Below are 22,151 nucleotides of genomic sequence, written 5' to 3'. Positions count from 1 at the left end.
CATTTCCAACATCATATCCATTTACGTTGCTTTAATTATCTGTTGTCCATTAAGTAAGGAGCGTCTACTTTTTATTCTAGCTGCACAATAAATATAAATATACTGTGCTTGCAATAAGGTTTTATTGGAAACAAATTAATACACGTTTAAGTTTACTAAGAAGATTACTTGCCGTATAATTTACTAGTAAGGGTAATTTAGTAGAAATATGTTATAGAAATTCAAATAAACTAAAGGTAGGTTAATAGTGGTAAATAGAGCTCTGGTGATTGGTGGGCAAGGGTTTATTGGGTTTAGTGTAGCTATGACACTATTTAATAATGGTTGGAACGTAAAGGTGCTAGATCGAAATATTACAGATAAATTTAATGGAACAAACGTTGAAACTTTAGTTGGAAATGTATTAGATAAAGATACAGTTAGATCAGCGCTTAGAGATGTTGATGTTGTGTTTTATTTTGTATCACATTCGTTGCCACGATCAAGTCGCGATAATTTAAACTATGAGTTACAGAATTCACTTCTTGCATTAGATAATGTTCTGGATGCAATGGTAGAATTAAATGTGAAGAAAATAGTATTCCCTTCATCTGGTGGAACTATATACGGAAACTGTGAAGAACAAACTGCAACGGAGTCAACCGAACTAAATCCTCTCTCCTCTTATGGCCAAGGTAAGCTTTTAAGTGAGGAAATCATAAAATTTTATAATCGAATTCATAATGTCGAATATTTAATTCTTAGGATTTCAAACCTTTACGGTTGCCACTTTTATAGAAAAGTAGAACAGGGAGCCGTGGATATTTTTATTCAAAATATTTCAAACGATAACCCAATAACCATATGGAGTGGTGCTGGGAATTCTATAAGAGATTACATCTTTATTGATGACTTTTGTGACGCGTTGATTACACTATTAGATAAAAAGAAACATGGGATTTACAACATTGGTACCGGCGAAGGCAGAAAGTTGACGGATATCATACATATAATTGAGCATATATTGAATAAAGAGGCGATCGTATTTCATAATAATGATTATAGTGGGGTTAGTGTGAATGTCCTAGACATATCAAAGATTACAAAGGATTGCTCGTGGCAACCGAAATTCACCCTCGAAGAGGGAATTCAAAAAACTATCAAAAGGAAAAAGGAAAATAACAATGAGATTTAATGAATTTTTACATGATCAACAAATATTAGATAATGGCTTCGAGAATAACACCCCCATAATTAGCATTGTTATGCCAACATATTGTAGAATGGCAGAAGGCTTTCTTGAACGCTGTATAGAGTCCGTATTAAGCCAAACATTTATGAATTTTGAATTTATCATTATTGATGACGGTTCAAGTGATGGTTCCCAAGAGCTTATAACTCAATACGCTTTAAAGGACAATAGAATAGTATATATACGTCATGATACCAATTGCGGTTTACCAGCTGTCAGAACAAATGAAGGAATATTGAAAGCTAGGGGCGAATATGTCGCATTCATTTTTGACGATAATATATGGGACTCTCTTTTTTTGGAGACTCTATTAACTCAGATGGATTCAAAATCCGCTGATGTACAATATTCTATAACGAAAATGAAGGTTAGCGACGACGAACATTTCTTTTTAGGGGAATGGCCCCTAACGCTTGAATTCATGTATCATCTAAATACGATTCCAAATGGTTCAGTTCTCTGTAAGAAATCCTTCTTTGAACAATATGGACTATATGATCCTCATATTGGAATGCGACGTTTATGTGATTGGGATCTGTGGCTTAGAGCTAAATCACTAGGGGCTTCATTTAATTATGTTAATAAGGTACTTAGCACTGAATTAGGCCCCTCTTCTCCAGTTTCACTTGGCCTCTCAGTTAAAATGGATTATAAGCTAACTTATGCATTAATGACTGATGAAAAACGTATGTATGAAAGAACTAAAAAATTGTTGCCTGACACGATTGATCAATTAGATGTATTTGATTTTAACGTGTTATTACCATATGTAAAAAACTATGATGAGTATCAGAATGTAGATAACATTGTATATAAGCCCTTTTTTGAAGGGCATACCTATTATAATAATGAAAATTCCTTTAATAACCGATTGTTTAGTACTAATGATAAAAATCAGATTTCTCCGTTTAACTCCGAATTCAGTTTGAACCGTAAACTTCGGATTCTTTTAGTTTGTAATGTATATAATGACAAAGTTTCAAAGTATAAAGAACTTCTTCAAAAGCAACATAAGGATTCTATTATATTAACTTGTGGAGAATGGCAACTATCATCATATTCGCCTTCTGATATTGACTTTCTCTTATTGGTTGATTGTACAGGTCTTTTTATGATGGACTATATTCGACAGTACAAAGAAATAAATATTCCTATTTTGTACTTAATCTCGTATGGACTTCAAAAGAATGCTTTTGAGAATATCCTTGATTACAATCAACTCGAATGTGTTCAAAACGTCTTTAAGATGGATTTGTACTTTCCTAAAATGGGACTTCCATGGGATGAAGAACGGCTTCAAGCTGCTATACAATTAATGGATATATCAGATCTTGTAGTTAATCTCTCTGATTGTGATGATAAAATTATTAAAATAAACACAAGAAAATTACAATTGAAGGAAGATGAGTTTAGTAGTTACATCATACAAACTATCCAATTACTAACAAATATTAATTATAAAAAGTGTTTAATATTTTTAAATTCATCTATGATTTCAGGCTCGGAGATTTACGGTGTACAAATCGGTAAAATGCTAAGTAGTGTCGGTATTAATGTACAAATCTGTGTTCCAGATCAAAAAAAATATGGGGATGATGAAAGCGAAGATGATCTAAACAAATATATTCAAAGTCAAGGTTTGCCACCGATATTAAAAGCACCATACAATTCCAAGAATAAAGAGGATAATTATAGAGAAACCTTGATCAATTGGATATCTACACAAGAAGTGGGATTAATAATAAGTAGCAGTAACATTGATGATATAGTCTCGGTAGCGTCCATGATGGATGTTCACTCAGTGTTTGCTTTATTTCAACCTACAGGATATAGTTTTGAAAAAATCATAGAATTAAAGCAAGCAGCAAGTAGTATTATTTCTGATTCAGATTGGGCAGCCCAGATCTATAATAGAGCTTTTGATTTAACGGCTATAAAAATCCCTTCTATAGTCCTTAATGAGTCAATAATTAAAATAAAATCTGATACTCAAAAAATCTCCATTGCAATTGGTGGCACATTACAAAAGAGGAAGCGTCAATTAGAAGCTGTGAAAGCATGTCATTTACTTATTCAAAATGGATATAATATCGAACTTAATTTATACGGGTACAAACTTCAAATGCTATCATCCTATGTTGAAGAAATTCAAAACTATATCGAAAAGTATAAATTGAATGACCAGATTAGGTTACATGGACTAGTGCCTATGGAAGAAATAATTTCCGAGAATCATATTATACTATCAACATCAATTGATGAAAGTATCCCACAAACTCTATTAATTTGCGCAGCGGGTGGATTGATTCCAATTGCTTGTCCCTGTGGTGGAATTTCAGAGTTAATAATTGATGGGGTAACTGGCTACTTAACTAAAGATTTTGAAACAATGAGTATATATGAAACGCTTCAGAAAGCTATCGATAGCAAAGAAAAATGGTATACAATCACAAATAATATAAATGATCTTATAGGTAAAGAATACAGCTTAGAAGTAGTGAGAAGTCGATTGTTAGACCATCTAATACTAAAAACTAGAACAAAAAAACATAACTCTATATCTCATTCTTCAACTAAGATTTATGATATTTATAGAACAGCTAATCATTTAATTAAACCCAGAGTAATAGACCCTGATTCCATTAGTTTCTCTAGACCTATTAATAACTCAAAGAAGTATAAATTTATCTGTAATTTGAATCAATTAAGTGAAATTGGCATTGTTTTTGGCAACTTAAATGGAGAAGATAATGCTGGAACAGTTAATATGGCATTATATGTGAATGATAGAAAGCTGCGAGATGCTGTATTAGATATTAGTAGTATTAGCTTTAATGAATGGACATATTTCAAGTTCGAGCCCATTTCAAATTGTGCAGAAAGACTTTTTATTATAGAATTTTCTATTCAATCTGCCCAAAATACTATCGGAATATTTGAAAATAAACAGAAAAGAAATTATTTGTATAAAATATTAAATAGAGTAAATATTCACCTGCCAATTACTGATTTACTTTACATTGACCTTAAAGAATGAGTAGTTAAACGGCTTGGAGGACAAATGAAATGGATAATATAGTAAGGGTCGACTTAGGATGTGGACACACAAAAGCTGAGGGATACTTAGGAATAGACCGATTCCTTCTATCTGGGGTAGACATCGCAGCAGACGTGAATAATGGAATTCCTCTTGAAGATAACTCAGTTGATATTATGTTATGTTCACATTCATTAGAACACTTTGATAATATCTACTTCATCATGGAGGAAATTTATCGTGTCTGTAAGCATGGGGCGTTGATTTATGTCTTATCTCCGTATCATATGGAGACTGTAAATTTCGCTAATTTTTATCATAAGCAAGTTTTTAATGAGGCGACTTTTCGTTTTTTCACATCCGATAGTAACACTTCCATAGATAAAAGGGATTATTACAATCCACATGCTTATAATTGGGGATTAGGTTCGAGCGATAATAGCCAATTGAGTGTAAATATACACACTGTTAGCATGGAATATTTCTATTTCCCTGATTATATCGATTTATCTGAAGAAGAAAAGCGCAATGCTCGTAGGTCGCTCCAAAATGTATGTGATCAAATATACTATGTATTAGCGGTTAATAAATCGGGAAGTCCTTTCACTTTGGATGAAGTTTTAGAATTTAAAAAATTAGCAGACGAAAATGAACCTGATATTATACAACAAGTTCGTAATAGAGAAATAAATCAAGACATGGGTACTTCAATTCTTTCAGATATAAAAAAATGGAATGATAGACTTGAAAAACGACTAGATAGTCACACTAATGATGTTCAAATTAGTATTGAAAATGCTCACAATGATATTAATGAAATTAAAAAAAAATTATATGAATCAGAAGAGCGACTAAGTTGGCTAGGAAAAAGAGTCCAACAAATGGAAAAGGATCAGTTAGAGCAAATACTTAAAATTAAGCAAGAGAATGAGAAAACAACAAGTTCACTTCAAAAGTTATTATTAGAAAAAAATAGTTTAGCTTCATCTGTCCTCGAACTAATGGAGGACAAAGAAACCCCTGTCTTCAAATGGCGTCAGCAGAAGCTATTTAGAAAAGGGAATAATATATACAGTGCTTTAGCTAGTAATCATTTTAAGTTTATAGATGGTCTTACATTTCTCAATAATTCTTTTAATAGAAACTCAATTTTAACAATATCAAATACAGTTCCCTACAGTAAATACTTCGAGTATTCATTATCTGGAGTTGGCAGTAAGATTTATTATTTTTTATTCTCAAATATTGGTGCTAATTTATTAATAGAACTAGTTCAAAACGGAACTATTATTCAGCAAATGAACTTTACTGTTACACAAGAAGGTATGCAGGTTTGGGAGCTGGAAAGAGAAGTTAAGGGCGGAGTGTTGCTTAGATTTCGCGTTTGCGATAATTATAGCATTGTTAGATTGTTAGAGATTAGTAGTCGGAAAATCATGTTTTTGTCTAATGTAAGCTTAGCAGCATACATTACTAATGAGTAACATGACATTATACAGTAATTTTCTTTGGAAAAAGAAGTGCAAATGGAAATACCATCGGCCATTTTACGTTTTATTAAATAACTTGGGCTGAATTCGAGGATATTTATGAAGAATAAAACAGTAAGCGTGCATATCGTTACTTATAACAGCGTAGATGATATTATTGAATGCTTGTCGGCAGTCCTTGCCCAGGATTATCCGCTCGAAAAAATTGTCATAGTGGACAATGCTTCAGCCGATGATTCGACAGACAAGGTCAGATGGTTTTACGAACAGATCAAATCGGGTTCAGCACAATTGTTCTCAGCGGACCATTATGCCTCGAGCACCGAAGGTAGAACTACCAAATATCCATCTCTTGTCCTTCTAGAAAACCCAAACAACACAGGCTTCGCCCCAGCCCACAACCAGGCGATATCGGCCACGAGTACAGATTACGTGCTCGTTCTTAACCCTGACCTAACGCTGGCTCCTGACTATGTTTCTAGACTCATTGCACACATGGAAGCCAACCCGCAGATCGGCAGCGTCACAGGCAAGCTTTTGCTTAAGGCGGATCATGGGCTGGTAGACAGCACAGGTCTTCGAATGAATAGAGCACGGCGTGCGTTTGATCGCGGTGCAGGCGAGCCAGCTGATCAATGGACACAGTCGGGTCCGGTATTCGGTGTATCTGGAGCGGCTGCGATGTACTCTCGGCGGATGATCGATGATATTAGTGTTAATGGTGAATTTTTTGATGCTGACTTTTTCGCATATAAGGAAGATGTGGATGTGGCTTGGAGGGCGGAGTTATTCGGCTGGCAGGGATATTATGATGCTGAGGCGATCGGGTATCACGAACGTGGCTGGAAAACATCTGGTCGTAACACCAAGCCGATGTTTATCCGACGAATATCTTACATTAACCGCTATAAAATGATCTACAAGAATGAACCTGCTCTAACTATCTTGAAAACAATCTTCATTTCTCTTCCCTATGAAATTGCAGCTCACGGCTATATGCTGCTTAGAGAGCCGCAGTTAATAGTTGCTTGGAAATCCTTTTTCACTCAGCTCCCTGCGTTAAAAAAGAAGCGGAAGTATATACAAACTACGATAAAAGAGAGAAAGAAACACAAAAACTAAACCGAAAATGGAAAAACCTCCCTGAAACGTCACCTCCTCTCAGGGAGGTTTTATGTTATAATAATTGTCGGTAGATTACTATATTTGTCAGGAGCGTTACGCAGTGAATGTAGATGTAAGCATACTTATTGTTAATTACAACACTTGTCGCCTGACGATGGACTGTCTCAGGTCGGTGTATGACTCAGAAACGAACTATTCCTATGAGATTATTTTGATAGACAACAATTCCCGTGATGAATCAGTAGAGAAGATTAGTAGAGAGTTTCCAGGTGTAATATTGATCGCAAATAACGACAATGTCGGTTTTGCCCGTGCTAATAATCAGGGGATGGAAGCTTCATCGGGACGGTATGTGCTTCTGCTCAACTCAGATACGGTAGTACGTAAGGATACGCTGGAGACAATGATCTCCTTTATGGACGGTCGACCCGATGTTGGGGCGTCAGGATGTAAGATTATTTTGCCGGATGGTTCGCTGGATAAAGCGTGCAAGCGTGGATTCCCTACACCGTCTGCTTCTTTCTATTATGCTTTTGGCTTCAGTAAGCTGTTTCCGGATCGTCCGAGGTTTAACGGTTACCAGTTAGGCTATCTGGACCCTGATCTTGATTACCCGATTGATTGTCTTGTTGGTGCGTTTATGCTGCTGCGGCGGGAGACGATTGATCAGGTGGGCGGATTAGATGAAGAATTCTTTATGTACGGTGAGGATTTGGACTGGTGCTATCGTATTAAAGAGGCTGGCTGGGAGATTTATTATTATCCGAAGACCTCTATCGTGCATCTTAAAGGCGGTAGCGCTAGACGTAGGCCGTTCAAGATCGTCTATGAATTCCACCGGGCAATGATTTTATTTCATCGTAAGCATTATAGTAAGAAGTACAACAGTATGATAAATGGAACAGTATATGCCGGCGTTGGTGTGAAGTTCGCACTTTCGCTTTTGCGGAATGCCTTAACCTCTCCTAAAACGGTCACATCACCTGCTCAGAGTCTTAACTCTGCTAATGAAACAGGTGCCCGTAACGAAAAAAATACTGAGGTGAGATTATGATTCGGCGGAATCAAAAATTTTTGACACAGCTTTATATGGTAGCTGACTTTCTTGTCATCCAGCTGTCCTTCCTAGTAGCTTGGTGGCTAAAGTTTAGAAGCGGATGGATGGAGTACGAAAATCCTTTGCCTGTAGAGTCGTACGCTTACTGGAGTATGATTTACGGTGGAGTGGCTGTCCTAATCGGTATACTTCTGTCAATGTATTTGCCTAAGCGGAAGAAACGTTTTGTCGATGAATTTATTAAGATTTTCCAAGTGCATATAATGAGTATTTTCATCCTGCTCGGTCTGATGTTTTTCGTGAAAGAAATAAATATTTCGCGTACATATCTTGCGCTTTATTTGGGATTTAACGTTCTTTCTATTATGCTGTACCGTTATGTACTGAAGAAGATGCTTAAATCTTTTCGCGAAAAAGGCTTCAACCGACAGTTTGTACTTATCATCGGCGCAGGTACGTTAGGCAAAAGATTCTATAATAATTTAGAGCAATACCCCGAGCTCGGTTATGAAGCGATTGGTTTCTTGGATGACTATCACACTTGGGATGGAATTGAAGAACAACGTTATAAGCCGATCCTGGGAACAGTTGACCAGTTGTCCGGTATGCTAGAGATGCTGCCTGTGGATGAAGTTATACTAGCATTGCCGCTCGATGCGCATTCGAAGTATCCTTCAATTATTGCAGCCTGTGAAAAAGCAGGTGTGCGCACATTAATTATCCCTGACTTTTTTGACTACTTACCAGCGCGGCCGTACTTTGATAACTTTGCAGGTATGCCAATGATTAATGTTCGTGATATTCCACTAGATATGACGGGTAATAAGATGGCAAAACGATTGTTTGATATTGTGTTCTCCTTGTTCGCAATCATTATGATATCTCCTGTAATGCTCATCGTAGCCCTTGGTGTCCGACTTACTTCTCCGGGACCGATTATATTCCGGCAGGAACGAGTGGGATTAAATCGACGTAATTTCATGATGTATAAGTTCCGCTCGATGAAAATGCAGCAGGACGGCGAAGAGGATACAGGCTGGAGTACACCAGAAGATCCTCGTAGAACTAGATTTGGGACCTTTATCCGTAAGACAAGTCTGGATGAGCTTCCGCAATTTTTTAATGTGTTGCTGGGACATATGAGCGTGGTTGGACCTCGACCAGAACGCCCGTATTATGTGGAACAGTTCCGTGACGAAATTCCAAAGTATATGGTAAAACACCATGTACGCCCTGGAATCACAGGCTGGGCACAGAGCAATGGACTCCGCGGTGACACTTCCATCGAGGAGCGGATCAAACACGATATTTTCTACATTGAGAACTGGTCTTTACTGTTCGATATTCGAATTATTTTCAAAACGATTCGCAACGGCTTCGTCAACAAAAATGCTTATTGATTCCTGCACTGATTCAGATTTGCTAAAACTTTAATTGGATCCCCGTTTCTACCTATGGTAGAGCGGGGTATTGTTTTTCTATTGGTTTTATAATCTAAACTTCGCAAAGGAAACTCTCAACTATGGATAAGAAAAGGATTGTTGCAACCGTAATTGTAATTGGGGCTCTTATAACGCTACTTGTAATCGCTTTTAGTAATGAAGACGAGCAATCTGTAAGCGGCTTTGAAGCTCACAAGGTCGTAGCACATGCCATGGGTGGCATTAACGGTCATACGTACACCAATGCTTTTGAAGCATTTGTAGCTAATTATGCACAAGGAACTCGCGTATTTGAAGTAGACTTGTTATTATCGGCTGATGATCAGCTAGTTGGTCGGCATGAGTGGTCAGGGAATATGAGCAAGCTCTTAGGACAGTTGGATGTGCTTCCTGCTAATAAACAAGGGGTTGTACTAGATTATAAAGAATTCATGGATAGTCCAATTCTGAATATTTACTCCCCAATCGATGTTGAGAGGTTGCTTGATCTGATGCAGCATTATCCAGATGCCTATATCGTGACGGATACGAAAGAGATCAAATCTGAACTTATAAATAAACAATTTACATTGTTGGTAGAAGCGGCGCAGCGCCGGGATCCAGCCATATTGGAACGAATCATTCCACAAATATACAATCAGAAGATGCTTGATGAGATCAATAAAGTACACACTTTTTCGAAAGTACTCTATACCCTTTACCAATCTCAGGATACGGATGAGCAAGTCATTGATTTTGTCCAAAGAGCTGGAGTGGATATTACCATGCCGGTTAGTCGGGCCAACAAAAGCTTTGTTAAAAAGCTGAAGAAGGCTGGCGCACGTGTATATGTTCATACTGTGAATGAAGAAGATGAAATTCGGGAGTTATCCCGTATGGGCGTGGATGGTTTTTACACTGATTTTGTGCCGGAAGAGGATTTGATTAACATCTCAGGTGTACGTTGAAATCTTTGACTACTTATTACCATTAATATATCTCTAAAAAGTGGTGCTTTCCATAGATGTGTATTCAGGTGCTTTGCGGGAGTCCCAAAATTTATATACGAAAAAATGTTCGCATTTTTGTTCGCTTTAAATTGACACACCTGCTGTGCTGGCATAGACTAGATCTATATCTTTTGCGGCGGCAGGAGTGTCTTTGTCTTGCCCAAATGACTATTAAGGATGATTCTCATGAAAGCAGTGCAGCAAATGATCAAACCTTGGCGGCATGTGTTTAAGCTAGACCCTGACCGGATGATTTCGGATGAGGATTTGGAGGCTGTTTGCTTATCAGGCACGGATGCCATACTGATAGGGGGATCTACAGGAGTAACCTATGAGAATACAGTGGATCTCTTATCAAGAGTGAGGCATTTTGAGTTACCCTGTGCACTCGAGGTATCCGAACTTGAAGCTGCTGTACCCGGATTTGATCTTTATATGATTCCTATGGTGCTTAATACGCCTGATACAGCCTGGATTGTAGGCCATCATCGCCGAGCTATTGAACGCTATGGATTTATGATTCCATGGGATTCGCTTCTAGCGGAAGGTTATATTGTGCTGAATAGTGACTCTTCAGTTGCACGGATTACAGGGGCTGAGACGGCCATTGATGCTGAAGAAGCGGCTGCATATGCCCAGGTTGCGGACAGGCTGATGTCACTGCCGATTGTTTATCTTGAATACAGCGGTAGATTCGGGGATATGGACACCGTGCGGACGGTGCGTGAAATGGTGGAGCAGGCTCAGCTTTTTTATGGAGGGGGCATTACTTGTGAGGCAGAGGCCGAGCAAGCAGCAGCTCTATGTGATACAGTAGTGGTCGGCAATATTATTTATAGCGATGTACAGCAGGCACTGCTAACAGTTGCGGCTGTGAGGAAGACAGTACAAGAGCAATTTGATTAAAATATAAGAAAGTATAAGTTTCACGTTATACATTATCTTTATATTTTCGCATAAACACTTACCGTCCTTATAAGGATGCCGAAGGTGTTTATGCTTAGTGGTTATTTTTAGGACTACTTTTGATTTGTGATTTTATATTTAGAAAGGAGCATGTTACACATGCAACTTATTAGCATACAAGACGCAGTAAGTCGACTGAATCCTCCACAAAGACAGGCTGTCGAAACTACTGAAGGACCACTTTTGATTATGGCTGGTGCGGGCAGTGGGAAGACGAGAGTGTTGACTCACAGAATTGCCTGGCTGATTGCCAATCGAAAGGCGCCGCCTTGGGCGATTTTGGCGATTACGTTTACGAATAAAGCCGCGCGGGAAATGCAGGAACGTGTATCTAAGCTTGTCGGACCTGAGGGAAGAGATATCTGGGTATCCACCTTTCACTCTATGTGTGTTCGGATTTTGCGGAAGGATATCGAGCGGATTGGTTTTACCTCCAACTTCTCCATTCTGGACTCTACAGATCAGCTATCCGTAATACGTAACTGTATGAAGGAACTGAATATTGATACGAAGAAATTTGAACCAAAAGCAGTGCAGGCCATCATTAGCGCTTCCAAGAATGAGTTGATCACTCCGGCGCAGTATGAGCAGAAGGTTGGCGATTATTTTGAAGGCTTAGTTGCAAAGGTATATAAGATGTATCAAAGGCGTTTAAGAAGCAATAACTCGCTTGATTTTGATGATTTGATTATGAAGACTATCGAACTGTTTAAGGAAGTTCCCGAGGTCCTTGATTTCTACCAAAAGAAATTCAAATACATCCACGTGGATGAGTATCAGGATACGAACAGAGCGCAGTATATGTTGTGCCGTATGCTCGCTGACAGCCACCACCGGATTTGTGTGGTAGGGGATAGTGATCAGTCGATTTATCGCTGGCGCGGAGCGGATATTACGAACATTCTTAATTTTGAAGAGGACTATCCAGAAGCGAAGACCATTCTTCTAGAGCAGAACTACCGTTCAACTGCTAATATCCTGAATGCAGCCAATGGTGTGATCGCACTCAATAGTGGACGTAAGCCGAAGAAGCTGTGGACCGATTCCGAGGAAGGCGCCAAGATTAAGGTGTACCGGGCGGACTCCGAGCATGATGAAGGTTACTTTGTAACCGGAGAAATCAGCAAAAATGTGAAACAGGGTCAGGCCTATCAGAATCATGCGATACTGTATCGTACAAATGCCCAGTCACGGGTAATCGAGGAAATTCTAATTAAATCTGATATTCCGTATCAAATCGTGGGCGGGATTAAGTTCTATGATCGTAAAGAAATCAAGGATCTGCTCGCTTATTTACGCCTGCTGTCAAATCCTGATGATGACATTAGTCTGACGCGTATCATTAATGTACCTAAGCGGGGATTAGGGGATACAACGGTTGGCAAGCTGGCAGCTGCGGCTGCTGAGCGTGGTGTTTCTATTTTCCGCGTACTGCAAACTGTAGATGATTTGGGCTTTGCTGGGCGGACGCGGAATATGCTAGTAGAGTTCTACGATATGATTGAAGCTCTGCATCGTATGGTGGAGTTCTTGTCCGTAACCGAACTGACGGAAAAAATACTAGAGATGTCGCAGTACCGTTTGGAGCTGCAAAATGAAAACACACTCGAATCTCGCTCGCGACTAGAGAACATCGATGAGTTCCTGTCGGTGACGATGGAGTTTGAAAAGAATAACGAGGACAAGTCGCTTGTCTCCTTCCTCACGGATCTTGCACTTATCGCAGATATTGATAGTGTGAATGATGATGAAGAGGACCGTAGTGACGCTGTAGTCCTGATGACGATGCACAGCGCCAAAGGTCTGGAGTTCCCAACGGTGTTTATTGTCGGGATGGAAGAAGGCGTGTTCCCGCACAGCCGTGCTTTCCAAGATAATGACGAGCTCGAAGAGGAACGCCGCCTTGCGTATGTAGGGATCACCCGCGCGGAGAAACAGCTGTTTCTCTCTTGCGCGCGGATGCGTACGCTCTTTGGGCGGACGACGGCGAATCAGCCGTCCCGCTTCATTGAAGAGATTCCGGAGGAACTGAAGGAAGATACAGCTAAGACGCAGGACCGTTTCCAACGTGGAGGCTCGGAGGTAGGCGGTGCTTACGGCGGACGCGGCTTCAGTGGCGGCAGTCGTGGGAACTTCGGCGGCCGAAGTGGAGCCGCTGGTGCGGCACCGAGTGGCAGCGGAAGCACATCGTCCGCAGCGACAAGCAAAAGCAGCGTGACCGTAACCTCAGGAGGCGCTCAGCGCGCTACTGGATCAGGGGCTGCAGCAGCTGGCGAATACAAAGCGGGTGATAAGGTTTCGCACGGCAAATGGGGCACCGGTACCGTTGTGGCTGTTAAGGGCACCGGGAATGACACGGAGCTGCAGATTGCTTTCCCGGCACCAGTGGGTGTAAAACGACTGCTTGCAGGGTTTGCACCGATTACCAGGGTGGAATAATAGTAGGAAACGATTAACGAACGGATATTTAGACCACGCTAACCATTAGGAAACTTATTGACGGAGGGATGTACCTGCATGGATGCTATGCATGTGATGGAAGAGCTTGTTGCGGAGTTAAATAATTATAATTACCACTACTACACGCTGGATGCTCCGCTAGTCAGTGATAAGGAATACGATGTTTTATACGACAAGCTTGTAGCACTGGAGGCTGAAAGTGGCTTCGTACTACCGGATTCTCCTACACAACGTGTAGGTGGAGAGCTGCTTAAGGGCTTCACGCCGCATCGGCATCTGGCTCCGCTTTGGAGTCTCGATAAAGCACAGAATATTGAACAGCTGCGGAGCTGGAATACGCGGGTACTCCGGTTAGTGAATGAGTACAATCTTAAGAATCCAGACAACCCTCTTCCTGATCCTTGTTATGCAGTAGAGCTGAAGTTCGATGGCTTAACGCTGAATTTAACCTATCGAAATGGCGTTCTTGAACAGGCATCGACGCGTGGTAATGGTGTCATTGGTGAAGGAATCCTTGCGCAGGTGAAGACCATTAAGTCTGTTCCATTAACGATTCCTTTTAAAGAAGGGGTCATTGAGGTTCAAGGTGAAGGGATTATGAATCTGTCTGTGCTAGCTGATTATAATACACGGGCTGCAGATCCGCTGAAGAATGCGCGTAATGCAGCAGCAGGTGCACTGCGCAATCTAAATCCGAAGACTACTGCAGAACGTCGTTTAAATGCATATTTCTATAATGTAGGTTTTGCAGAAGGTGTAGAATTCGCCGATCATCAGGAGATGATGGATTTTCTGCGGAATAACAAATTCAAAGTAAATCCTTATTTGACTTACTGTAATGATTTCGATGATGTGACCGAACAGCTTGCTGGAATCGAGGAGAGTCGTTCGAGTCTTGATTACCTCATTGATGGAGCTGTAATCAAGGTGACTGATTTCCGTATTCGAGAAGTTCTTGGTTACACTGACAAGTTCCCCCGCTGGGCAGTGGCTTATAAATTTGAGGCTGAAGAAACAACGACCGTGCTTGAGTCTGTTAGCTGGAATGTAGGACGTACAGGCAAAGTGACTCCGCTGGCTCGTGTTGAAGCCGTAGAACTTGCTGGAGTTACTGTACAGAATTGCACATTAAATAATGTAGGCGATATTGAGCGTAAAAATTTGAAATTCGCCTTAGGGGCACGAGTGTTTATTCGGCGTTCTAATGATGTTATCCCGGAAATTCTCGGTAAGGTAACAGAGGAGAATGACGGAGGAGAAATTATTTTTCCTGAGGACTGCCCGGCTTGCGGATATCCGCTAGAAATGCGCGGTGCGCATCTTTTCTGTAATAATAAGCTGAACTGTAGACCGCAAATTATTAGTCGGATCACCCACTTCGCTTCGCGTGATGCGATGGATATTGAGACGTTTAGTGAGAAGACGGCAGGTCAGCTCTACGACGAGCTTAATGTACATGACTCTGCGGATCTGTATGAATTGTCTTTTGAACAGCTTGTACAGTTGAACCGTTTTGGGGAGAAAAAAGCGCAGAATTTGCTGCAAGCGTTAGAGGATAGTAAAGGGCGCGATCTCGCGTCATTCTTATTTGCGTTAGGAATCCCTAACACAGGTAAAGCAACAACCAAGATGCTGGCTGATCATTTTCGTGATCTGGATGCTGTAATGCAGGCTAAAGCGGAGGAACTCGCCGAGTTACCGGACATTGGTGGGATTGTCGCCGAGAGTATTGTTAATTTCTTCGCAGATCCTGTTGTGGTGGCAAATGTTGCTCGCTTGCGAGCTTTGGGTGTTGAAGCAAAGGCCCCTGAAGCACCGCGTCCTGTTAATACCGATTCCTTCTTTAGTGGAAAAACGGTAGTGTTGACCGGTTCATTACAAAAGCTTACACGTGACGAAGCGGCTGAGCGCTTAGAAGCGCTTGGAGCAAAGGTATCCGGAAGTGTATCCAAGAAGACCGATTTGGTTATTGCCGGAGAGAAGGCAGGCAGTAAACTGGCCAAGGCACAGCAGTTAGGCATACAAGTCATTGAAGATGAGGATGAGCTGATTCGATTGCTGGAGATGTAAGCATATTTTCAATAGATCCTAAAAGGGTACCTGTTCCATTTCGTTTAAGTACGAGAGGAGCGGGTGCCCTTTTTCGCGTAACCTACTTTATTGTCATGCGATTGTAAGTACATGTTTCTATTTTCGAGGAAAATCGTTCGATTGATCTGCTAATATAGAAGCTATAGATATTATTACTATAATTGAAAGGAAACCCCTTCCGTGAAGAGAGAGACGATATTGTTAGTAGATGATGAGAAGGAAATAGTCGAGCTATTATCGATATACCTCTGTAATGAGGGCTATCGGCTGCTTAAAGCCTATGATGGAATGGAAGCGCTAGCGTGTCTGCAGAAGGAAGAAGTAGATTTAATCATTCTTGATGTCATGATGCCTAAGATGGATGGACTAGTTGCGTGTATGAAGATCCGTGAAGAGCGGAAGATGCCAATTATCATTCTTTCAGCCAAAAATACCGATATGGATAAAATCTCAGGACTCAGCATAGGAGCGGACGACTACGTGGGCAAGCCGTTTAATCCTTTGGAGATTGTAGCTAGGGTGAAGTCACAACTGCGTCGTTACCACGCCTTCAATAAAGAAAGTAATAGCTTGGGAACTGACAACAAACTGAGCTTTGAAGATTTAACTATAGATACGTCTAAGCATGAGGTACATATAGACCAGCAGAAGATTAAGCTGACTCCCCGGGAATTTTCTATTTTAGAGCTTTTGGCAAGGCACCAAGGTCAAGTGCTCAGCTTAGAGCAGATATACGATAAGGTGTGGAACGAGCCATTTTTAGATGGAGGTAATACTGTTATGGTACATATTCGTAACCTCCGCGACAAAATCGAAGTGGATTCGAAGCGCCCGCGTTATATACAAACCGTCTGGGGAGTTGGGTATAAATTAGATGGACCTTCCTGAAAGGATTAGGTGAGGCTTCTTGAATTCCAAATATATAACTACGATTCGTTGGAAGTTTATATACGCCTTTTTGCTTAGTGTGCTTTCCGGTGGATTACTGCTGTTTGCAGGTTACCAGCTCGTTAATTTCATGATCTATTTGAATCCAGCGTCAGAGTCGGCTCCCTATTCACGTATCTTACGCTGGATCATTAATCATATTGGTTCTATGCCACTGCTGACCGCCGCTGGTATTATCAGCTTTTTGCTGTTCTTTTTTATCTATACTCGTAAAGTAGTACTTTATCTGGAGGAGATCACCAAAGGGATTCGGGAAATCACAAGCTCTGGGATGTCGCACCGAATTAAAGTCAGAACCACGGACGAGCTGGGAGTGCTGGCTGAGAATATTAATGAAATGGCTGAACGCTTGCAGCACTCCGTGGAGGAGGAACGTAAAGCTGTGAACGCGAAAAACGATTTGATCACTGGCGTTTCACATGATTTAAGAACCCCGCTTACCTCTGTCCTCGGTTTTCTGGAGTATATCGAGCAGGATCGATGTCAGGAAGAAGTAGAAATACGTTATTACGTGAGTATAGCCTACAACAAATCGCTTGTGCTGCGTAAACTGATCGACGATCTTTTTGAATATACACGTGTTAATAGTGGAGAATACCCTCTGGTTCTGGAGAGATTAGATTTAAAAGCCTTTATACGGCAGTTAGCGGAGGAATCCGTTCCCGAACTAACAAAGGCTGAAATGACCTATGAGATCGATGACCAAGCAGATGAGTTATGGATAGAAGCTTCCCCTAAAGAGTTAGTTCGTGCTTATGAGAATTTGATTACGAACGCGATCCGTTACGGTAGAAGCGGCGGAAAAATGGAGATTGGTTTCAGTAAAAAGGGGAATGAAGCGGTTGTTCGCATTAGTAACTTTGGAGAGATGATTGCAGAGAGTGATATCCCTTATATTTTTGAACGATTCTATCGGGCAGAGAAGTCCCGTTCACAGCATACAGGTGGTTCGGGCCTAGGTCTTGCCATTTCAAAAAGTATCATTGAACGCCATAATGGCGTTATTTATGTAGAAAGCTCCCCCCTTCGAACGGATTTTATTACCCATTTCCCATTCTTCAGAGAATCTTAAGAAAACTCTTGGCGGGTTCTTAAGATTTGGAAGATATCCTTGTGAGCACAAGGAGGGGATTACTATGCACAAACTTCAGACGATTCGTATCCACTATCTTTATATTTTTATAGGGAGTGCTCTTTTGAGTGCTGCCTTTCTTTTTGTTGTCCAGCGGGGTGTTGCTTTGCTGTACGCTCATTATTCGGGGCAATCAGATGCTTTTTTTATCCGTCTTACCCACTGGGTCATTAATCATATTGGAAAAATCCCCTGTGCTGTTATTCTATTTGTTCTGCTCTTCAGCGGTCTGTTTATTCTACGTTCACAGAAAATTTCCGATGATTTGTACACCGTATTGGTTGGGACCTCAGAGATGGCAGACAAGGGAGCAACAAAAGAAATTAAGGTCCTCTCTGGAGGAGAATTAGGCCAAATCGCCGCTAACCTGAATCGTATGCAAAGAATTGAAGTTCCGAATAGAGGTTTAGCACCAGAAACGATGCAAGATACACCAGCTGTAGCTTTATTGATTAGAACTCGGGCAATTCTCCGTACTCTTCGTGAGGTAGAAGAGGCTGACATTACAGATGATGGGGCAGAAGCGCACGCACTTCTTGAAGCGGCAAATGTTGAAGCCCGTAGTATGGAGCGGTTCCTAGAGAACCTGATTATAGAATCATGAGTGCCGTTACCGAAAAAAAACTAAGTGAAGTCCATTCAGACAAAGATGGCAGATGGATCGTGCGTACTCGGATACTCCGTCTGGGATATTTATTTTTTGATACGAGTGTCATTGGAATAATAATAGCGCTTGTGGGTTTGCTTTACGTATTTCAATACGGCGGACAAGTGGTTAAACAACAAGAGGATAAACTTCAACTGCCGGAATCGAGCATCATTAAGACCTCGGATGGGACGACATTAAGGATGATCCCTTTACCAGGCTCTGGGTATAGACATCTAGCAGAGCTGGAGGAGATGCCTGCATTATTGATAAATACATTTTTAGCAGTGGAGGACCGTCGTTTCTATAGCCATCAGGGAATAGATTACAAAGGGATATCTCGCGCCTTTTTGAATAATGTTGTGGATATGGATCTCTCCGAGGGCGGAAGCAGCATCACTCAGCAGCTTGCTCGCAATCTTTATTTGAACAGGAACAAGAATGTGATGCGCAAGCTAAATGAAGCATCCATTGCGCTTGCTTTGGAGCGGCGGCTATCTAAACGTGAAATTCTGGGACTTTATCTCAATCAAATCTATATGGGACGAGGACAGTATGGAGTGAAAGCAGCTGCCGAGCGTTACTTCGGTGTATCTGATTTGAAAAAACTAGAGATATGGCAAGTAGCCACCCTAGCGGGAATTCCTAAAGGACCGTCTATTTATAATCCGGTAGACAATAGTACATTATCCAAAACAAGAAGGGATCTCGTTCTACAGATCATGCTAGATCAAGGACTGATCACTACTGAACAAATGATGGAGGCCAGAGATAAACAGTATCAACCTCCGGCTGCGAACAAAGTAGAAGTCATTGGCGTGCATTATGTGGATGCTGCGCTTAAAGAAGCTTCTCAGATCACTGGGAAGTCAGTAGAAGAGCTTCGAACGGGAGGCTACACTATCGTTACAGGGTTGAATATTAAAGCGCAGCAGGCGCTTGAACAGGCTTTTCTTAAGGCGTCTTCTTTCCCGCCCGATGGAAAGGATCAACTGGTGGAAGCAGCTATGACCATCATGGATCATCGTACAGGTGAAGTGGTGGCACTGATTGGTGGGCGTGAGCAAAACGAGGGGAGCTTGAACAGAGCTACAATTGATGCGCGGCAGCCAGGCTCCAGCTTCAAGCCGATCATTGATTATGGACCCGCGCTAGAGAGCGGGAAGTATAGCCCAAATAGTATACTGTCTGATCATAAATATGCTTATGGCAACTATGTACCTGAGAATTTGAATGGTGTGTATCAAGGTCAAATTACAATGAGTAGAGCGCTGCAAAAATCCGTGAATGCGCCAGCCGTTTGGCTTTTGAAGCAGGTTGGAATCTCTTCTGCACGGCAATTTGCCGCGAAATTAGGAATAGTACTGACGCAGGAGGACAACCATTTATCAATAGCTTTAGGAGGGCTTCATAAAGGGGTATCTCCACTTAAAATGACACAGGCCTACGGTGTCTTTGCTAATGGAGGTAAATTCAATGAGGCTCATATGGTGCGCTCGATAACTAATGCAGGAGGGAAAGTCGTATATACACATCCCACTGTATCACGTCAGGTGATATCGCAACGAACAGCAGATGCAATGACGACTATGCTGCGTAGTGTTGTCAATGAAGGAACCGGCAAAAAGGCACAAATGAACAGACCCGTAGCAGGGAAAACCGGAACAACTCAATTGGACCTGCCAGGTGTGAGCAAGAAAGCAAATCGGGATCTATGGTTTGTTGGTTATACTTCGGAATGGACAGCTGCAGTGTGGATGGGGTTTGATCGTACAAATAAGGATAATTATATGACAGAGGGCAGCGGGAAGGCTGCCGCTCTATTTTCTACAGTGATGAGTAAAGCGCTAAGTAATTATTGATTCTATGATGTTATTGATGTTTATTGAGCGGCCCATTCTTCTAGTTTCTCATCTCTAGGAAGCAGGAGAGCGAGGAAACCGAGAAGAGGCAGGAAGCCACAAGCTATAAACACTTTTGAAATCCCAATGCTGTCAATCAGATTGCCGAGTACCAAGGAGCCAATTCCCCCGAGACCAAAAGCAAGACCGGTGATTAACCCTGAGACTGTTCCGATATTCCCTGGATAAAGCATCTGAGCATAGATTACAGTAACAGAGAAGCTGGACAAAAGGATGAAACCGCCAATCAGTAGGAGTACAGCGGCCCACATTTGGTTCACAAAGGGGAGAGCCAGCGCGAAGGGCACTGTTCCGACCATAGAGAGAAGAATGAGATTACGCCGTCCGAAGCGGTCCGCCAAGGGGCCTCCAAAGAATGTACCAATGGCACCAGCTGCTAAATACATGAAAATGTAGATTTGGGCTTTATCAAGCGTCATTTGGTATTTGTCCATTAGATAGAAAGCGTAGTAACTGCCGATAGAAGCGCCGTACCATGACCTTACAAAGACTAGGAAGACAAGGATAATTGTTGCTGTTCGAATACTTTTGCGGCGGGCAGGATCGATTGCACGAGCTGTTGATTTCTTATGAAATGTATATCCTGCGTCCAGCATCTCCCGATACCAGCGAGCAACGTAAGTCTGGACGGCAATACCGGCAGCTGCAACGATAGTGAAACCAAGTGCCCCAATCTGCCCAAAGGGGATGAATATCCATTTCGTGAGCATTGGACCTAAAGATTGCCCAGCATTACCGCCGACTTGAAAAATGGATTGCGAAAGGCCTTTCCGCTGCCCGGCAGCCATATGAGCAACACGCATGCCTTCCGGATGAAAAGTAGCTGAGCCAAAGCCGATTAGCATGACGGAAAACAATACAAGAATATAGTTGTTGGCATATGCCAATAAAAGTACGCCTAAAAATGTGCTGCACATGCCTAGTGGTAATAATATAGGACGAGGCTTGCGGTCAGCAGCATACCCGATGACTGGTTGGATAACTGAGGACGTCATATTTAGGGCAAAGGAGATCCATCCGATCTGAGCAAAGGAGAGTAATAAGTTATCTTTGAGAATAGGGAAGATTGCAGGGATAACTGCCTGAATAGAATCATTAAATAAATGAACAAAGCTGACTGCCAGCAAAATCTTATAGATTGTTGCTTGCTGCAGATTACGCTGCTCCTTGTCCTTAGTGTTTGTTGGGATCGCAGCACTAGATGGTTGGTTTTTCATTTAGACTCCTCTCTGTACGTATCATTCGAAGTTAATATTATGGGATTGCGATAAGTTCTATTTAGCCACAGATCACGGATGATTGGAATCAATTTGTGTTGGTTTGTGCTGGTTTGAAAGTATTTATGCGTCGATTATTTTTTATTTCAAAAAAAGCTTGCAAACATAAGAACCGCATGGTATATTATCTCTTGTGCTTATGACGCATCGAACAAATGAAACACAAACGATGAAAAAATAAGTTGACAAGAAATACGAAAATATGATATACTCAAATTCCTGTGCAAGAGACATTGAATGTCGAAATGCTGGGAGCAAGTTCTTTGAAAACTGAACAAATGGAACGCGTTAATTTTTAAAAGATTCATTTAATGAATCGTCAGTTTCAAAATGAGCAT

Annotated in this window: 15 protein-coding genes; 14 read left to right on the top strand and 1 reads right to left on the bottom strand. The window is 41.3% G+C overall.

The genetic code is table 11. The annotated features are described in order from the left end of the window. Positions 1-247 precede the first annotated feature (247 nt). The 14 genes from NST74_RS27075 (at position 248) to NST74_RS27010 (ending at position 20,476) form a co-directional block, all read left to right on the top strand. Positions 248-1,174 carry an NAD-dependent epimerase/dehydratase family protein gene (locus NST74_RS27075; RefSeq protein ID WP_341115391.1) on the top strand — a complete coding sequence of 309 codons (927 nt, stop codon included), beginning with the start codon at positions 248-250 and terminating at the stop codon, positions 1,172-1,174. Further along, positions 1,164-4,268 carry a glycosyltransferase gene (locus NST74_RS27070; RefSeq protein ID WP_341115390.1) on the top strand — a complete coding sequence of 1,035 codons (3,105 nt, stop codon included), beginning with the start codon at positions 1,164-1,166 and terminating at the stop codon, positions 4,266-4,268. The genes NST74_RS27075 and NST74_RS27070 overlap by 11 nt, the downstream gene beginning before the upstream one ends. 29 nt (positions 4,269-4,297) lie before the next feature. Then, positions 4,298-5,752 carry a class I SAM-dependent methyltransferase gene (locus NST74_RS27065; RefSeq protein ID WP_341115389.1) on the top strand — a complete coding sequence of 485 codons (1,455 nt, stop codon included), beginning with the start codon at positions 4,298-4,300 and terminating at the stop codon, positions 5,750-5,752. A 105-nt stretch (positions 5,753-5,857) separates the two neighbouring features. Continuing rightward, positions 5,858-6,880 carry a glycosyltransferase family 2 protein gene (locus NST74_RS27060; RefSeq protein WP_341115388.1) on the top strand — a complete coding sequence of 341 codons (1,023 nt, stop codon included), beginning with the start codon at positions 5,858-5,860 and terminating at the stop codon, positions 6,878-6,880. A 157-nt stretch (positions 6,881-7,037) separates the two neighbouring features. Further along, a complete protein-coding gene (locus NST74_RS27055) occupies positions 7,038-7,937 on the top strand; it encodes a glycosyltransferase family 2 protein (RefSeq protein WP_445668220.1) in 900 nt (299 codons plus the stop codon). Next, positions 7,934-9,340 carry an undecaprenyl-phosphate glucose phosphotransferase gene (locus tag NST74_RS27050; RefSeq protein WP_341115386.1) on the top strand — a complete coding sequence of 469 codons (1,407 nt, stop codon included), beginning with the start codon at positions 7,934-7,936 and terminating at the stop codon, positions 9,338-9,340. The genes NST74_RS27055 and NST74_RS27050 overlap by 4 nt, the downstream gene beginning before the upstream one ends. Positions 9,341-9,462: 122 nt before the next feature. Continuing rightward, complete coding sequence (locus tag NST74_RS27045) at positions 9,463-10,329, top strand: phosphatidylinositol-specific phospholipase C/glycerophosphodiester phosphodiesterase family protein (protein ID WP_341115385.1); 867 nt, start codon at positions 9,463-9,465, stop codon at positions 10,327-10,329. 228 nt (positions 10,330-10,557) lie between these two features. Then, a complete protein-coding gene (locus NST74_RS27040) occupies positions 10,558-11,277 on the top strand; it encodes a heptaprenylglyceryl phosphate synthase (RefSeq protein WP_341115384.1) in 720 nt (239 codons plus the stop codon). 159 nt (positions 11,278-11,436) lie between these two features. Continuing rightward, positions 11,437-13,776 (top strand): DNA helicase PcrA, encoded by a 2,340-nt coding sequence (gene pcrA, locus NST74_RS27035; RefSeq protein ID WP_341115383.1) that lies wholly within the window; start codon positions 11,437-11,439, stop codon positions 13,774-13,776. Positions 13,777-13,854: 78 nt separating this feature from the next. Next, on the top strand, positions 13,855-15,867 hold the full coding sequence (gene ligA, locus NST74_RS27030) for an NAD-dependent DNA ligase LigA (RefSeq protein WP_341115382.1): 2,013 nt from the start codon (positions 13,855-13,857) through the stop codon (positions 15,865-15,867). A 201-nt stretch (positions 15,868-16,068) separates the two neighbouring features. Further along, a complete protein-coding gene (locus tag NST74_RS27025; RefSeq protein ID WP_042131255.1) occupies positions 16,069-16,776 on the top strand; it encodes a response regulator transcription factor in 708 nt (235 codons plus the stop codon). 19 nt (positions 16,777-16,795) lie between these two features. Continuing rightward, positions 16,796-17,908, top strand: a complete 1,113-nt coding sequence (locus tag NST74_RS27020) for a sensor histidine kinase (RefSeq protein WP_341115381.1) — start codon at positions 16,796-16,798, stop codon at positions 17,906-17,908. Positions 17,909-17,972: 64 nt separating this feature from the next. Continuing rightward, complete coding sequence (locus tag NST74_RS27015; RefSeq protein ID WP_341115380.1) at positions 17,973-18,572, top strand: hypothetical protein; 600 nt, start codon at positions 17,973-17,975, stop codon at positions 18,570-18,572. Further along, a complete protein-coding gene (locus NST74_RS27010) occupies positions 18,569-20,476 on the top strand; it encodes a transglycosylase domain-containing protein (RefSeq protein WP_341115379.1) in 1,908 nt (635 codons plus the stop codon). The genes NST74_RS27015 and NST74_RS27010 overlap by 4 nt, the downstream gene beginning before the upstream one ends. A 20-nt stretch (positions 20,477-20,496) precedes the next feature. On the opposite strand, the gene NST74_RS27005 is transcribed toward NST74_RS27010, so the two are convergent. Continuing rightward, positions 20,497-21,753, bottom strand: a complete 1,257-nt coding sequence (locus tag NST74_RS27005) for an MFS transporter (RefSeq protein WP_341115378.1) — start codon at positions 21,751-21,753, stop codon at positions 20,497-20,499. Between the last annotated feature and the right edge of the window lie 398 nt (positions 21,754-22,151).

This window comes from Paenibacillus sp. FSL F4-0125, assembly GCF_038008565.1.
Lineage (GTDB): Bacteria > Bacillota > Bacilli > Paenibacillales > Paenibacillaceae > Paenibacillus_AQ.
The sequence above is the reverse complement of the archived record's forward strand: the minus strand, read 5'-3'. Positions and strand labels throughout refer to the sequence as shown.

Coding starts and splice junctions, on each gene's coding strand:
- pcrA (WP_341115383.1), top strand. CDS start 11,437: ATGCAACTTATTAGCATACAAGACGCAGTAAGTCGACTGAATCCTCCA.
- NST74_RS27010 (WP_341115379.1), top strand. CDS start 18,569: ATGAGTGCCGTTACCGAAAAAAAACTAAGTGAAGTCCATTCAGACAAA.
- NST74_RS27015 (WP_341115380.1), top strand. CDS start 17,973: ATGCACAAACTTCAGACGATTCGTATCCACTATCTTTATATTTTTATA.
- ligA (WP_341115382.1), top strand. CDS start 13,855: ATGGATGCTATGCATGTGATGGAAGAGCTTGTTGCGGAGTTAAATAAT.
- NST74_RS27070 (WP_341115390.1), top strand. CDS start 1,164: ATGAGATTTAATGAATTTTTACATGATCAACAAATATTAGATAATGGC.
- NST74_RS27055 (WP_445668220.1), top strand. CDS start 7,038: ATGGACTGTCTCAGGTCGGTGTATGACTCAGAAACGAACTATTCCTAT.
- NST74_RS27045 (WP_341115385.1), top strand. CDS start 9,463: ATGGATAAGAAAAGGATTGTTGCAACCGTAATTGTAATTGGGGCTCTT.
- NST74_RS27050 (WP_341115386.1), top strand. CDS start 7,934: ATGATTCGGCGGAATCAAAAATTTTTGACACAGCTTTATATGGTAGCT.
- NST74_RS27065 (WP_341115389.1), top strand. CDS start 4,298: ATGGATAATATAGTAAGGGTCGACTTAGGATGTGGACACACAAAAGCT.
- NST74_RS27060 (WP_341115388.1), top strand. CDS start 5,858: ATGAAGAATAAAACAGTAAGCGTGCATATCGTTACTTATAACAGCGTA.
- NST74_RS27040 (WP_341115384.1), top strand. CDS start 10,558: ATGAAAGCAGTGCAGCAAATGATCAAACCTTGGCGGCATGTGTTTAAG.
- NST74_RS27005 (WP_341115378.1), bottom strand. CDS start 21,753: ATGAAAAACCAACCATCTAGTGCTGCGATCCCAACAAACACTAAGGAC.